This window comes from Paenibacillus sp. CECT 9249, assembly GCF_918697855.1.
GTDB lineage: Bacteria > Bacillota > Bacilli > Paenibacillales > Paenibacillaceae > MSJ-34.
On record NZ_CAKKLI010000001.1, the window covers coordinates 104,607 to 120,343 of the forward strand.

The window sequence follows — 15,737 nt, forward strand, 5'->3', positions numbered from 1 at the left end:
GTTCTTGTTAGTATTCTCAAGAACGGACAGTCTAACCCGCGAGCCGCCTTTAACGGATTTTAAGCGCTTCGATGAACAAACCTTCCATCTCGTTGTATATATCTTTGAAATGATAGTGCGGCAGCGGATTCAGCCCGATGCCCGCTTCAACGGTAAAGCCCGGTTTGCGGAATTGTTGGATGAACCAGTCTTTGAATCCCGCGTCGCTGCCGGACAGCTTGACGGCCCGGTAACCGCTCGCTTGCGCGAATTTCTCCGCGATCCGTTCCGATTCCTCCGGTTCGTAATCCCGGTAGTTCCAATAGATTTCCTGGCCTTGCGTATGCAGCGACACGGCGAGGTCAAACCGCTTGTTCCGCGTGAATTCCGCAAGCGCGACCGCTTCCGGTTCGGTAAGCGGCTGCTCGGACGTATAATCGCGCGGGCCGGGCCCGGATTTGCCGCGCCGCTTGCGCTCTTCCTCCCAATGTGCGGGGAACTGGTCGTTCAGATCGACTCCGCGAATATTCGCTTTCCAACGGGCGAATTGGAACGAACCGTTATTCCATTGCAACAGCTGCTTGTAATACGGATGCTGCGGCGTAATTCCTTCCTGCACCAACTCCACGCCGTCGGGATTGACCATCGGCACGATCCATAATGTCGTCTTGTTCATCCGTTCCTGCGGATCGAGGCCGCGCCATGGTCCGCCCGACCGGTATGCCCTGGCATAACGTTCGATAAATTTCATCAGCAGCGGCGTCGTGATCCACTCATTGGCGTGAACGGCGCCGTTAAAATGAACCTTATACTCGCCGTTGCCGATGCGCAGCGCAGGAATCGGTTTTCCCATTACGCTTTTCCCGATCGTTTCGTATTGTATAAAATCGTATTTGCCGCAGAGCGAGTCGATGTCCTCCATTAATTGGGCATACCCGTACTCCGCTTCGACCTTCACGATTTCCCCGTTTTTGCGAACCGGAATGACGATGCTTTGTCCGATCTTTAGACGCTGCGGATGAACCGTCGCATTGGCGGCCGCAAGCGCCTGGATCGGGACCGCGAATCGCCGGGCGATATCGTAGAACGTATCGCCTGCTTGAATGATATATACGTTTAACGGCCTGACGGGAATGTAGATGACTTGGCCGGGAATGACGTAGCTTGCTTCGCTCGCCTGCGGATTGGCTGCGAGCAATGCGTGCGGGTGAATGGCATATCGTGATGCGATGCGCAGCCACGTATCCCCCTTCTGTGCGACATACGGAAATGACATCGGTTAAGCCTCCTTCTAGAACTACGCTTTACTGGAGCATATGCTGCGACTTGTCCGAACATGAGTGTCAATTTCCGCGGCTGCCCCGCGAGGCGCGTCGGACAATGCCGTGTCCCTCCGCCGCGAAAAAGGAGCCGCCCCGCCTGATGCCGACTCGGGACAACTCCTTTTTCGTTATGCTATACGATTTTGGGCACTTGCCATACAACAGGGGTCAATTGAATCTGTTCCCCTAACCATTGTTGAGCGATTTTTTGAAACATTCTCGGATCTCCGCTGCAAAAAAACTGGTGCACCGGAATTTCGTCCGCTTTCGCAAGCTGGCCGTATTGATACAGGATGGCGCTAATCTCGCGGGCCGTTTCGTCCGCCGAACTAATCAGCTTCACGCGCGGCCCCATCACTTCGGAGATCGGCTCCATCAGAAAGGGATAATGCGTACAGCCGAGAATTAAACAATCGATCGGCTTCGAGCGAAGGTTTTGCAACGATTCCCGCACCGTTCTCCATGTTTCCATATCGCGAAACATCCCCTTCTCCACGAGAGGAACGAACTGCGGACAAGCCTCGCTGACAACTTCGATATGCGGCGAAATTTCTCTCAGAGCATGAACGTAGGCGTTGCTGCGAATCGTTCCTTCCGTCCCGATGACGCCGACATATCCCGTTTCCGTCGCATTAATCGCCGCACGCGCTCCGGGGTGAATGACTCCGACGACGGGAACGTTCACGCGGGAGCGAATCGTTTCCAAGGCAACAGCCGTTGCCGTATTGCAAGCAATCACGACCATCTTAGGTTGAAATTGAAGCAAATAATCTACAATTTGTTGCGTAAATAAAGTGACTTCTTGGGGCGAACGCGGTCCGTATGGGGTGCGTGCCGTATCTCCGAAATACAGAATCTTTTCCCGCGGAAGCTGTCTCATCACTTCTTTCACTACCGTGAGACCGCCCACTCCCGAATCTAGTATTGCGATTGCCTGCTGCACGTCCACACCGCTTCCTTCTAAATATAGGTTAGTCGTTCCATGTTACAATATGAATTGTTATTCGAAAACGTACCTAAATCTTAACCGAATTTATACGAAGGTTCAAGAGACATTCAGCGCAGGAATAATAGACTAGCTATTTTTTATGATTGACAGATTTCATCCTTTAATTTACATTAGTAGTAAACACTGGCTTATATCGCGTTTTCCCGCAAAATTAAAGCGTTTCAATTCTATGAAAGGAGGTGAAACGGACAACTCCGTCGTCTCTACTTGCAACGAATAAATGAAAGGAGATGAATCGTATGTGATCCTTCGCCAAACCGTGTTGCGCAGCATGCTCATCGCCCTATAAATAAAGTTCCGAGCGTTCGGACGGGAGCGGTTTTGAAACCATCTTCATCAAAAAAATGAAAGGGGTTTCAAAGAGTATGACCAGGAAAAAAAGATTGTTATCCATTTTTGCGATCATCGCGTTAATGCTGCAAACGTTAGCGATGATTCCGGCCTCCGCCGAGCCGTCGGCCGGCGCGGACGGCCGGATCGGCATTTCCGCGATCAACGGCAAAATTATCGGCGCGTATGTGGCCGACTGGCATTTTCCGGCCGTCAATACGATTCAGGCGAACAAATTAACGCATATTTTCCATGCTTTTTCGAGCGTCAACAACAGCGGGCAGATTATTCCCGGCAACGTAAACAACATGAATCAGCTCACCTCGCTTAAGACAAGCTATCCTCATCTGAAAGTGCTCGTATCGGTCGGAGGTTGGGGCAATACGGGCGGCTTCCCTACCGTCGCTTCAACGGATGCGAACCGGACCGCGTTCGCGAATAACGCCGTATCATTCATGCGCACCTATCGTTTGGACGGCCTCGATCTCGATTGGGAGTACCCGACCGCAAACGATAGGCAAAATTACACGAAACTGATTCAAAAGCTGCGGGAAGTGTTCGATGCGGCCAGCGCGGCGGACGGGCGTACCGGTTCGAACAAATATTTGATCACGGCGGCTATGCCGTCGGGGCCTTACGGTTTGGAAGGAATCGACTTGGGCGCCGTTCATCCTTACTTTGATTTTATCAACGACATGACCTACGATATGCATGAGAACAGCAACACGCATCATACCAGCCTTTACACTTCATCTTTGAGCCCGAATTATAGCGGCCACAAGTCGATTCAGCTGTACAAAAACGCCGGCGTTCCGAGCGCGAAGTTGATGCTCGGCGGCGCCTTCTATTCCCGCGGCGCCTTGGACGACGGCACATACGACACGCTGGTCCAAAGCTATATCAACAAAAACGGCTGGACCCGCCAATGGGACAACACGGCAAAAGCGCCGTACTTGACGAATGGCGGCAGATTTATCAGCTATGACGATACGCAATCCTTGACGGAAAAAGCAAATTATGTGCTGCAAAACAACCTTGGCGGCATCTTCTTCTGGGAATACGGACAAAACATGAACGGCGAACTGCTGAATGCCATCCACACGGCAATTAGCGGCGGCGGCGGTCCGAATCCCGGCGATACGACTCCGCCGACGGCGCCGACAGGCTTGACGGCAACGGGCAAAACGAGCACAAGCGTCAGCTTGTCCTGGAACGCGTCTACGGATAACGTCGGCGTAACCGGATATGAAGTGTACCGGGGCGGAACGCTCGCAGGAACTGCGGCAAGCACTTCGTATACCGTGACCGGCCTAAGTCCCGGTACGACTTACAGCTTCACGGTCAAAGCCCGGGATGCGGCGGGCAACGTCTCGGCGGCCAGCAGCGCGCTGAGCGTCACAACCGACAGCTCGGGCGTACCCGGCACCGCCCCCTGGCAGCCGTACAAAGCGTACAGCGTCAACGATCTCGTAATCTATAACGGCAGCACCTATAAATGCATCCAAGCGCACACCTCCTTGCCGGGCTGGGAACCGCCCAATGTACCGGCGCTATGGGGGCTGCAGCCTTAACAAGTTCCGTTTGAATGAGTTCCGCCGCCCCTGAGTTCTTCCCCCTGCCGCTTTCTTTGCCAGCGGCAGGGGGATTTTTCATCTCCTGTCCGATTTGCTTGAGAGGATTGAAACCGAATTGCAACTTTTTCCCCATTTTTTCGTCATATAATCAATCCATATTACAATTTTCGAGAGGAACTATACTATGAAGCTGGAATCAAACGCAACGCCGGCAACGGCGACGGTTACGGGCAGCCGCAAAGATCGAATGAGGAAACGGCGCAAGCGCAATGCCTTCGTTCGCTTTGTCCGGCGGCTCTTCATCGCTCTTTGTCTGATCGGGACGGCCGCCGCCGTCTGGGCGTTCTTCACTCCGTCCGGCACGCAGTTTCGCTATTTGGTTGCCGATACGCTCATCACGACGCAGCATCGCCATTGGGCGAAATATGTGATTGGCGAAGAAGAATTGAAAAGACGGGTGGAAGCATACAATCATCGTTTTGAAGAAATGGGACAGGAAGAGGATCTGCACGAAATAGCGCCGGTTCCCGAAGTCGAACATAAGGAACTGGTGGAAATCAAGCCGGTTAGCGGCAACGGATATAAAGGCTATTTGATGATCGTGAACGATCCGACCAAAATTCGGATCGTCGTCCCCAATCGCGTCGGTATGGGCGAGAAAGTATCGAGCATGGTGAGCCGCACCGGGGCGATCGCCGGAGTCAACGCGGGCGGATTCGCCGATCCGGAGTGGAAAGGAAACGGATTTAAGCCGATCGGTTTGGTCATCGCAAACGGGAAAATCTATTACAACGGCCTCGGCTCGAAAAAGAAAGTACAAATCGTCGGCATCGACCGCAACGGGAAAATGGTAGCAGGCAATTATACGCTGGATGAGATGGAGGAAATGGGCGTCAAGGAGGCGGTAAGCTTCTCCCCGCGCATTATCGTCAACGGCAAAGGCCTGGTGAAAAACGCCGACGACGGATGGGGCATCGCCCCCCGTACGGTAATGGGCCAGCGCGAAGACGGCGCGATTATGTTCCTAGTCATCGACGGACGTCAAACCCATAGCGTTGGGGCTAACCTGTACGATTGCCAGCAAGTGATGCTGGACAACGGCGCCGTGATCGCCGCGAACCTCGACGGCGGATCGTCGACCGTGCTGGTGAAAGACAATGAAATCGTGAACAGCCCGGCGAGCAAATACGGCGAACGGTATTTGCCGACGGCGTTCCTCGTCTTTGACGATCCGGATGCGGTCGACGTCCCTAACATTTGGGAAGGGCTTGATCCGAGCAAAATAGATCCCGGCAAAAAAATAAAGAGATAAACGTTCGCAGCCGGAAGACGGCGAAAAGTGTCGTGATCTTTCTCACACACAAACCGGATGTTAATGAAATATACTATATTGGTACGAATACCCTCAGTGCTTGCGTGCGAGGGTATTTATTTTAGGGCAATTCCAGCTTTTAGGCAATAAAATAGTTGGCTCGCCTGAGAAATACTGCTAAAATTAGAATTATACATCTATTTCATCATTCTTTTGAAGGGAGTAATAGGATGGTTACTTTGCCCAAATTGAACGAACTAGGCTTTTTTGAAATCAGGCTCGAATCCATCGGCGGACTGGGTGCAAATTTAGCTGGAAAAATGCTCGCCGAAGCAGGCGTAGTTGGTGTCGGACTCAACGGTGTCAGCTTTTCCTCTTACGGTTCGGAGAAAAAAGGGTCTCCCGTCAAAGCTCACATCCGGTTTTGCGATACGAACACCAACATTCGCGACGCATCGCCGGTCGAAAGACCGCATGTCGTCGGCATTTTCCACGAATCGTTATCGAAAACCGTCAATGTGATCAGTGGTATATACGAAGATAGCATTGTCCTCGTCAACTCCACGAAAACACCGGAACAATTGAAAGAGAAGATGAAATTGCTAGGCGGTACGATTGCGGTAGTCGACGCGATCGGCATCGCGCTTGAAGAAAAGAACAGAACGAATATGGCGATGCTGGGGGCTCTGTTCCGTCTCTGCGATTTTCTCGATCCCGAAACGATGAAAGCGGTTATCCGCAAATCGCTCGAGAAGAAATATCCGCAGGCGGTTCAACCTGCGCTTCGCACATTTGAAAGAGGTTATAACGAAGTGCGTTTTCAAACGTTCGATCTTCCCGAAGGCATGCAAATGCCGGCGTTCGTACGGCAAGATACTCCGGTTCTCGGTTACGAGACGCAGCCGATCGGCGGAACGATTACGAATCCGGGCAACAGCATCTTGAAGGATCTGAGCATCTCCCGCGCCGGGATGATGCCGCATTTCGCCGAGGACAAATGCATCCATTGCGCCGCCTGCGACAACGTTTGTCCCGATTTTTGCTTCGTATGGGAAGAGCAATTGGACAAGAGGGGCCGCCCGCAAATGTTTCTGCAGGGCATAGACTATCAATATTGCAAAGGCTGCCTGAAATGCGTCAAAGCTTGCCCGACGGAAGCTTTGACCGACGAAAGGGAGGAAGACGGTTACGCGGAAGCGCATCGCGTGCCTCACCGTTTCGATTTAGCCGTGAATTGAAAATAGTCGTTTGAAAGGTGGAATCCAAATTGGCCATTGACGTCAAAAAAGAGTTAGGGAAAGCGAAAGTGGAGCAGCGGATCGTATACGAATCCGGCAACGAGATGGCCGCATACGCGGCGCATCAGATCAACTACCATATTATGGGATACTTTCCCATTTCCCCTTCTACGGAAGTCGCGCAATTTCTGGATTTAATGAAAGCGAACGGACAACATGACATTAAGCTTATTCCCGCCGACGGCGAACACGGCTCGGCCGGCGTCTGCTACGGAGCGTCGACCGCCGGTGGGCGCGTCTTTAACGCGACGAGCGCCAACGGATACTTATATATGCTGGAGCAAATGCCCGTCCAATCGGGGACGCGCTTCCCTATGGTCATGAATCTCGTATGCCGGTCGGTATCCGGTCCGCTCGATATTCACGGCGACCATTCCGATCTGTATTACGCGCTCAATACAGGCTGGCCGATATTAATGTGCCGCGATCCGCAAGCGGTCTACGACATGAACATTATCGCCCTCAAACTTGCCGAAGATCCAGAGGTGCGGCTGCCCGTGCTCGTCGCATCGGACGGCTATTTCACTTCCCACCAGAAACGCCGCGTCCAGACGTTCGCGCATCGCGAGGATGTCTTGAAGTTCGTCGGAGAACAACCGCCGGCTGGCTTCCCGGACACCCTTGACCGCAACAACCCGATTACGGTCGGACCTTATATGAACGAACCGGACTATATCAACAACTGCTATCAGCAATCGGTAGCGATGTATAAGGCGGAAGGCGTCTATGAACGGATCCGGCAAGAGTACGCGGAACTGACGGGACGCGATTATCCGATTCTCGACCTGTACCGGATGGAAGACGCGGAGGTGGCCGTATTCCTGATGAACTCCGCTTCGGAAATCATTAAAGACGTCGTCGACCAATTGCGGGCCAAAGGCATTAAAGCCGGCTCGATCGCGCCGAATATGATTCGTCCGTTCCCGCAGAAGCAAATCGCCGAAGCGTTGAAGAATGTCAAAGCGGTGACGGTCGGCGACCGCGCCGACTCGTACGGCGGGCATGGCGGCAATATGGTCAACGAGATTAAAGCCGCGCTGTTCACGCACGGCAATCATTCGACGATGGTGATCAGCCGCATCTACGGTTTGGGAGGCAAAGATTTCTACGCCGAAGACGGCCATAACCTGTTCGGGTTCGCCATCGACGCCATGAACAAAGGCAAGGTCGAAGTGCCGTTCGATTATTACGGCCATACGCCGGGCGATCCGGCCAAGGCGCCGAAACGCGTCCTGAACCCGATGAAATACGAAGATTTGAACACCGGGCTCATTACGGTGACGCCGGACGAATCGACGGGCAAAGTCAATGTCAAAATGCCGCCGCTGCGCGCGCTGACGAAAAAACCGAAACGGATCGCGCCGGGGCACGGCGCTTGTCCGGGATGCGGCATTTTCTCCGGCTTGGAGCTGTTCTTCAAAGGCATCGAAGGAGATATCGTCGCTCTCTTCCATACCGGATGCGCAATGGTCGTCACAACCGGATATCCTTATTCCTCGCATAAAGCGACTTATATTCACAACCTGTTTCAGAACGGGGCGGCGACGTTGTCCGGCGTAGTCGAAATGTTCTGGGAGCGCAAACGTAGAGGCGAACTGGCCCACCTTAATTTGCCGGACGATTTCACGTTCGTCATGATTACAGGCGACGGCGGCATGGACATCGGCATGGGGCCGGCCATCGGCGCGGCGCTGCGCAATCATAAAATGATTATTCTGGAATACGATAACGAAGGTTATATGAACACGGGCGCGCAACTGTCGTACTCGACGCCGCTCGGCCATCGCACGTCCACTTCCAACGTCGGTTCGGACCAAGCGGGGAAAGTGTTCCATCATAAAGATACGGCGCAAATTATGGCGGCTACGCATATTCCATACGTCTTCACGGGATCGGAGGCATTCCCGCAAGATTTGGTCAAGAAAGCGGCCAAAGCGCAATGGTATGCGCAAAACGAAGGATTGGTATACGGCAAAATATTAATTACTTGCCCGCTCAACTGGCTGTCCGACGATAAATTGGGAACGGAAATCGTCGACGCGGCCGTCGATTCGTGCTTCTTCCCGCTTTACGAAGTCGAACGCGGCGTAACGACAATTACCTATAATCCGGAAGAAAAGAACAAAAAGATTCCGCTGGCGGAATGGCTCAAAACGATGGGCAAAACGAGACATTTAACGAAGCCGGAAAACGCCGAAGCGCTGCAATCGTTCGAGCTCGAGGTGGAGCGCCGCTGGAACATGTTGAAAGCGAAGCACGAAAGTCCTTATCTATAATATTGGCTCGAAGATGGGAGGAGTTCTCCTTGCCGTTTATATTACAGCATGCGCCGTCGTCGCGGGTTTTCACCTGCAAGCTTGTCAATCATTACGACCTGGAATATTACGGCGTGGCGTTCTGGGACGATCGGGAAAGCGCGTTGCAGCAATTGGGGCATATACTGACGACCCACGGCGTTTCGAATCCGGAAGGTTGGACGGTGAAGGAAATGGACGAGAGCGTGATGAAGCTATGCAACGTCAAGCTTAAGAACGATCCCGCCAATCGGTTATATTTGGATAACGAATCGAAGCCGGTCATTCAAAGGGAAGGAAGCCAATAGGCGAACGCACGAAGGGCACAGATGCATGGACATCTGTGCCCTTCCATCTTGGGCGTCCCTCCTGCTCCCACCGTCATCATTCCTCAGAACGGTTAGCCACTCGCTCCCTTTTCCTGATTCTATGTTGATCTCGTTTCTTCTTATCCCGCCTTTTGTCGGTATCCCTCTCGTTCAGTAGACGGAGGAAACAACATATGGGCCGCTGCGAAAACAGAAAGAAACTGCTTTTCTGAGCGAAAGGGATTTCCACAAAAGGCCGAAATCGGACAGTCCCATTCCCACGTATAGAAAGAAACCACCCGGAAACATCCAGGTGGTTCTCTATTCTACTACTCAATCCGTACGATCCGCGGGTCGGTAAAGATATCGAATTCGTCCATGCTTACCGTTGAAAATTCGCTTACGATCGCTCCCTGCTCCCCGGCTTGAAACCAATGCTTCACATTCGGCATGATCGTATATTGATCGCCCGGGTGCAGCACAATCTCATGCTTGGCCGTATAATACGCTTCGTCTCCTGCCGGGGGCACGGCCTGAGGATTCGTCGACGGCTCCCCTTCGACGAACAGATGCACCGTTCCGGCCCGGCAGCGAAACGTCTCCTGTTTTCCCTCGTACGATTCTCCGATAGGAGGATGTAAATGTTCCGCGCATGTTTGCCGCGGGAAAAGAACAAGTTCCTTGGCGCAATACTTCGAGCAATTGACGTAAGTGAACAATTGCAGGCCGGTCCGCTGCAAATCTCCCAATCCGAAATCGGTTACTTCGATGCGGGAGCGCTCCTCCGATGTCAATACAAAACCTGCCTCAGCCAACATGTCGATCGCTCGCCTAACGGCGTCTTGCTTACGATCCGCTTCCACCATCCGATCTCACTCCTTACCGGTAAAGGCTGCTTTTCCCTACCGAACCGAATAAATTCATTTTTTGCGCAATCAGCGCTTTCGCCGCGTCGATCGGCGCCGGGAACAATACGGTCGGTTCGTATTCGTTCGGGCGCGCTTCGAGATTGGCTCGCAATTGCGTGAAAAACGCCTTTTTCATTTCGCTGGAAATATTGACTTTGCTGATCCCCAATTGAATCGACTGCGCCACCTCCTCCGAGCTGTTATCCGAACCGCCGTGCAAAACGAGCGGTACCGGAACGACAGCGGCGATTTGCCGCAATCGGTCTAACTGCAGCTTCGGTTTTTTCGATTTCGGATACATCCCGTGCGCGGTTCCGATCGCTACGGCAAGCGAGTCGATTCCGGTCAATGAAACGAATTCCGCAGCTTCCCGGGGATCCGTATACAAAATCTCGTCATGCCCTTCTTCAATGCTTCCTTCCGCTTGCCCTACCGTCCCAAGTTCCGCCTCCACGGATACCCCTGCGGCGTGGGCAATGGCCGTCGCTTCGCGCGTCATGCGAACATTTTCGTCAAAACTGTATTTGGAAGCATCGATCATGACCGAGGTAAATCCGCAACGGAGCGCCCGGATCATATCGGCATTGTCGCCGCCGTGATCCAGATGAATGACAACGGGTACGGCCGCCTTCTGCGCCGCTTCCCGGCAATAGGCGACAAAGCTGTCCGTCAAAAAGGCAAGCTCCGACGGATGGATCGCCAGAATAACGGGAGACTCGTTCGCCTCGGCCGTTTCCAAAATCGCGCGCAAAAACTCTCCGTTCCCGATATTAAACGCTCCCACCGCAAATTTTCGTTCATAAGCTACGGACAGCATTTCTTTCATTGTGATTAACATTGTGACTTCTCTCCCTTGTTTTTAAGTTCTATGTTAGCCGCGGCGCGGCAAGCAGCAGTCCGGACGTGAACGTATCGCCTAACCCAACCGTACTTACAGCCTCCGCTTTCAATGCCGGGACGACGGCCGCCGTCTCTAAACGTTCGGCATAAGATGCTAATCGAATGCCGCGGGGATGCATAGGCAACTCCTTTTCCCAACGTTCGATTTCATCCATGCTGCAAAACCGTCCGCTCGCGGCTCTCGCCGCAGCGAATCTCGCTCCGTTCCGCAGCGCTTCTTCCCATCCCGCAAACCCTTGGGCGGAGATGCAGGCCGCAAATTGATGCGTGTGGACGATGAGATGCTCGACGCCGAAACGATGCCGCGCCTTGATCAACAGGTCGATCAGCTCATCGTCGTCCCGTTCCAACAGGGGGCGCTCCAAACCGTACAGCTCGCGGATTTCGTCCTCGTTTAATCCGAGGCTTTGCACGAGCGGCCCAAGCTCGCGGATAATGCGCAGTTGATCGCTGTTGGAAGATATAGCCGCCAGTTCCAGATGCGTTGGCGGGCGATTTGCGCCGAGATGCGTCAAAGCCCGTTTCGTTTCCTCGAGCAACTCCATCGTCTCGGACGAAGAATCGGCGGCATTATAGCCCGACAGAAGCAACCAACGGTACGGACCGTTCGCATTTTCCAACGCCTCGATAAAGCCGGGGGCGAAGACTCCCCCTTCAAATTCTTTCATTCCGCGCAAAATAACGCGATTGGAGGCCGAACCGTTATCGTATTCCACGATATAGTGGATTGGAACGGCGCCCCGCCGTTTCACGGCCAATTCCATTTCGTTATGATCCAACAAAAAGTTATAATCGTTCGACCACGAAGGAATATTCACGAGCGCGCCGAATCCGGCCCGGCAAGCCGCTGCCGCAGCTTGCAGCCCCGTTCCGCCGACGGCCCATTTCCAATCCGACATTTCGGCCAATGCCGTCATGATCCGTTCGTCGGCAACGATATACTCCCCGCCGCTCCCTTCCCGCTCATGCCAACGAATAGCGCCCGCCACCTCGTCCCAATGATGCAAAAAAGGCTTCGGCGGAACGGCCGCCTCCGAATTTCGTTTGCACAGTCCGGCGATCTGCTCGGACAACCCCTCGTTCCAATGTCCGGCGGCATCCACATTTGCCGTTAGTCCGCATGCGATACGCTTCATCCTTTAATCGCACCTCCGACCAAGCCTTTCGTTAATTTCCCTTCAAACAGGACGACGAGCAAAATTAACGGCAACGTTACGACCACCGAAGCCGCCGACAAATCCCCCCACGGTACGTAAAACATTTGCGGAAACAGAGCGATTCCCACCGGAATCGTCTGTACTTGAACGTTGTTGGTCAGTGTCAGCGCAAACAGAAATTCGTTCCAAGAAGCGATGAAAACGAGCAAGCCCGCCGTAACCAGCCCCGGCATAACCAACGGGAGCGCGATTTGCCAATATGTGCGGATGATTCCGCACCCGTCGACTGCTGCGGCTTCTTCCAGCCCGCGCGGCAAATCGCGGAAAAAACCGTGCAACAGCCACACGCAAAGCGGCAAACAGAAGAGCATGTACGATAAAATAAGGCCAAGATAAGTGTTGTATAAACCCATTTGCCTGATTAAAACGTACAGCGGACTGACGACGGCGATCTGCGGAAACATCGAGGTGGCGAGAAACAATCCCAATACGAATCCCTTCCCTTTGATCGGCAATCTCGCAATCGCATACGCTGCCATGCTGCCAAGCAGAAGGCAGACAATCGTCACGCTAATCGCAACGACGCCGCTGTTGACGATAAAACGAATAAAAGTGGACGAAAATACGTTCATATAGTGATCGAATGTAATTTCGGGCGGCAGCAGCGGCGGCAAAGAGTTCAAATCCCGATCAAGCTTGAAAGACGTAACGATTTGCCATACGAACGGTCCGATATTCAAAATAACGACAATGGAAAACAGCAGCAATAATATGAATTTGACAGGCTTATTGCGCAATGCCATGTTAGCTATCACCTTCAATTCGGGCATAAGTTCGTTTAAGTAAAAGCTGCATAAGGATCGCGAAGACAAGCACCGAAGCGGCCATTACCGCCGCCATGGACGCCCCGTACCCAACCTGCGTGGACGAAAAGGTAATTTTATAGGCGTAACTGGACAGCACTTCCGTCGAATTGGCCGGACCGCCTCCTGTCAGTACATAGATCAGGTCGAATACCCGAAAGGCGTCCAGCGCCCTTAGCAGCAGCGCGGTTAATAGAATCGGCATAAGCAACGGGAGAGTAATATGCCAGAAACGCTGCCAGGAACGAATTCCGTCCATATCGGCCGCCTCGTAAATCTCTTCCGGCACCGTCTGCAATCCGGCAAGCAATATAAGCGCCATAAACGGGGTCGTTTTCCAAACGTCGGCGGCAATCGCAGCCCATAATGCGCTTGAACTTTCGCCTAACCAATTCTGATACGAGTCGACGATTCCGATTTGCGTTAATAGATAATTGATTAGTCCGAAATCGGCGTTATACAGCCACTGCCACATGCTCGCCGATATGACCGTCGGAATGGCCCAAGGAATCAAAATACTGACTCTAACCCATTTTCTTCCCGGCAATTTCTGATCCAACAACAAGGCGATACCGAGCCCGATCAGCGCTTCTCCCATAACCGAAACGAACGTAAAGAGCCATGTATTTCCGTACGCCTTTTTGAACCAAATATCGCTTCCCAATCGCATATAATTGCCGAAACCGACGAACTCGGAAACCGGATTGATAAAGGATGCGTCGTATAAACTTAAAATCAATGTCCGCAGCAACGGATAAAACCCAACCACCGCCAAAACGATCAATGCCGGAGCGACAAACAGATATCCGACAGCGGCTGATTTCCGTTCCCTCTTCATTTCACAATATCCTTGATTTGTTTATCCATTTCCGACAACGCCTGGTCGACGGACATTTTATCCGACAGCACAGCCGATAAATTCGCCTGCAACTGCAAGGAGATTTGCGGATATTTCGGACTGATCGGCCTTGCTACCGTCCCGCGAAATACGTTGTCGATTTCCACCAGAAAAGGATCGTTCTTCTTAAGCTCCTCATTTTGCAAGACGGCAGGTCTGGTCGGGCTAAACGCCACTTTTTGCGCGAAATACAACTGCGAAGATTCGCTCGACAGAAATTTTGCAAATTGGATAGCCGCTTCCTTGTGTTTGGCATTTTTGGCCACCATAAATTGATAACCGCCCATCGTAGATGCGCTCTTCGTGCCGTCGAAAGACGGCAGCGGAGCAACGCCTACTTTGCCCGCCACTTTCGAGCTTTTTTCATCCTGCGTCACGTTCCAGACATACGACCAGTTGCGCAAGAAGATCGCATTCCCGTCCGTAAATACGGTCCGGCTCGGCTCTTCGTCGAACGAGAGTACGGAGGCTGGGCTTATGCCGTCTGCGAGCAGCCTTTTCATCAGCTCTAGCGTTTTTGCCGTTTCGGGGCTATTGATGACCGCTTGTTCGTTATGATCCAATACGGCTCCGCCCGCGCTTGTCAAAAATTCGATGAAATCGCATACAAGCACTTCCGCCTGTTTGGCCTGCCATACGTAACCTTGGAGCTTCGGATCGTTTTCCCGTTCCATAATCCATCGGCTCGTTTCGATAAGCTCATCCCATGTTGCCGGAACGGGCAGGTTATATTTGTCCAACAGGTCTTTCCGGTAATAGAGCATGCCTCCGTCGACGTACCAGGGAATGGCGGACAATTCGCCATTGTATGTAAGCGCCTCAATCACACCCGGATAATACTGGTCCTTGTCTGTCAAATGATCGTCCATCGGCTCGGTCCATCCTGCCGCCGCAAATTCAGGCACCCAGATCACATCGCCGGTGAAAACATCAATATCGTTCTGGCCTGAGGACAGCGCGGTCACTAAAAATTGGTGTATCTCCGTGCTCTTGGAAGGAGCGGGAAGCTGCGTCACATTTACTTTGATATTGGGATTTTCCTGTTCGAATCGCTGAACCAATTCGGTCCAGGAATCTTCGCCGAATGTTTTGATTCCCGCAAAATGAATCGTTAGTTTCTCATCGGAACTTTCCGCTTGCTGATTTTGTTGGACGGCTTGCGATTTTTCGCTCGGGCCGGCATTTGGCGTTTGCCCGCCGCATCCGGAAAGAACGAGCATGACGACACAAATCAAACTTGATATCACATGAAAATTACGCAAAACGAACCCTCCTCATTCTTTTTTCTCGGAACCAGAATCTTAAAAGAACGCCAGCCTACATACCGCTCCCCCCCTCGCTCACGTATGCAACCCTTCCCGGAAACGAATTCAACCCCGACAACCAAACAAACATATAAACAAATATTCCGTATTGTATTCGCTTCCACCACGAGTTACGAGTTCATATTAACAACAAAATGTTTGTTAGTCAACACAAAATAAACATTTCGAACAAAATATTTTTTGGTTTCTTACACTCAAAAGGATGGATTTCTATATTTTATTGCTTTATTTCAAACAGATTCGCATTGACAATGATTGTT

The 15,737-nt window shown here is 52.3% G+C and carries 13 protein-coding genes; 5 read left to right on the forward strand and 8 right to left on the reverse strand.

What is annotated here, in order from left to right; all coding sequences use genetic code 11:
* Positions 1–49 precede the first annotated feature (49 nt).
* Together LQ229_RS00525 and racE are read right to left on the reverse strand one after the other, a co-directional pair.
* Complete coding sequence (locus tag LQ229_RS00525) at positions 50–1,255, reverse strand: M14 family zinc carboxypeptidase (RefSeq protein ID WP_216539447.1); 1,206 nt, start codon at positions 1,253–1,255, stop codon at positions 50–52.
* A 179-nt stretch (positions 1,256–1,434) separates the two neighbouring features.
* Entirely contained in the window at positions 1,435–2,244 is an 810-nt protein-coding gene (gene racE / locus LQ229_RS00530; protein WP_290370001.1) for a glutamate racemase, read from the reverse strand.
* Positions 2,245–2,675: 431 nt separating this feature from the next.
* Between racE and LQ229_RS00535 the strand changes: the two genes are divergently transcribed.
* From LQ229_RS00535 to LQ229_RS00555, 5 genes are all read left to right on the forward strand, one after another.
* Positions 2,676–4,211, forward strand: coding sequence for a glycosyl hydrolase family 18 protein (locus LQ229_RS00535; RefSeq protein ID WP_230190674.1), 1,536 nt, complete (start codon positions 2,676–2,678; stop codon positions 4,209–4,211).
* Between the two features lie 187 nt (positions 4,212–4,398).
* Positions 4,399–5,526 carry a phosphodiester glycosidase family protein gene (locus tag LQ229_RS00540; RefSeq protein ID WP_230190675.1) on the forward strand — a complete coding sequence of 376 codons (1,128 nt, stop codon included), beginning with the start codon at positions 4,399–4,401 and terminating at the stop codon, positions 5,524–5,526.
* Between the two features lie 230 nt (positions 5,527–5,756).
* The gene (locus LQ229_RS00545; RefSeq protein WP_216539444.1) at positions 5,757–6,764 is read left to right on the forward strand and encodes a 2-oxoacid:acceptor oxidoreductase family protein; all 1,008 of its coding nucleotides are present in this window, start codon (positions 5,757–5,759) and stop codon (positions 6,762–6,764) included.
* A 29-nt stretch (positions 6,765–6,793) separates the two neighbouring features.
* Positions 6,794–9,100, forward strand: coding sequence for a thiamine pyrophosphate-dependent enzyme (locus LQ229_RS00550; RefSeq protein ID WP_216539443.1), 2,307 nt, complete (start codon positions 6,794–6,796; stop codon positions 9,098–9,100).
* Positions 9,101–9,129: 29 nt separating this feature from the next.
* Positions 9,130–9,426, forward strand: a complete 297-nt coding sequence (locus LQ229_RS00555; RefSeq protein ID WP_216539442.1) for a hypothetical protein — start codon at positions 9,130–9,132, stop codon at positions 9,424–9,426.
* A 329-nt stretch (positions 9,427–9,755) separates the two neighbouring features.
* Here LQ229_RS00555 and LQ229_RS00560 read toward each other — a convergent pair whose 3' ends face one another.
* Genes LQ229_RS00560 through LQ229_RS00585 form a run of 6 tightly spaced genes read right to left on the reverse strand, consistent with a single transcriptional unit; the run spans position 9,756 to position 15,414 of the window.
* Complete coding sequence (locus tag LQ229_RS00560; RefSeq protein ID WP_216539441.1) at positions 9,756–10,292, reverse strand: D-lyxose/D-mannose family sugar isomerase; 537 nt, start codon at positions 10,290–10,292, stop codon at positions 9,756–9,758.
* Positions 10,293–10,305: 13 nt separating this feature from the next.
* Entirely contained in the window at positions 10,306–11,172 is an 867-nt protein-coding gene (locus tag LQ229_RS00565) for a ketose-bisphosphate aldolase (protein WP_216539439.1), read from the reverse strand.
* Positions 11,173–11,200: 28 nt separating this feature from the next.
* Positions 11,201–12,370: an ADP-dependent glucokinase/phosphofructokinase gene (locus tag LQ229_RS00570; RefSeq protein WP_230190676.1), complete on the reverse strand. Its 1,170-nt coding sequence runs from the start codon at positions 12,368–12,370 to the stop codon at positions 11,201–11,203.
* On the reverse strand, positions 12,367–13,194 hold the full coding sequence (locus LQ229_RS00575; RefSeq protein WP_216539436.1) for a carbohydrate ABC transporter permease: 828 nt from the start codon (positions 13,192–13,194) through the stop codon (positions 12,367–12,369). The genes LQ229_RS00570 and LQ229_RS00575 overlap by 4 nt, the downstream gene beginning before the upstream one ends.
* Before the next feature lies 1 nt (position 13,195).
* Positions 13,196–14,092 (reverse strand): sugar ABC transporter permease, encoded by an 897-nt coding sequence (locus LQ229_RS00580; protein ID WP_216539435.1) that lies wholly within the window; start codon positions 14,090–14,092, stop codon positions 13,196–13,198.
* Complete coding sequence (locus tag LQ229_RS00585; RefSeq protein WP_216539434.1) at positions 14,089–15,414, reverse strand: ABC transporter substrate-binding protein; 1,326 nt, start codon at positions 15,412–15,414, stop codon at positions 14,089–14,091. Before LQ229_RS00585 ends, LQ229_RS00580 begins: the two co-directional genes overlap by 4 nt.
* Positions 15,415–15,737 lie beyond the last annotated feature (323 nt).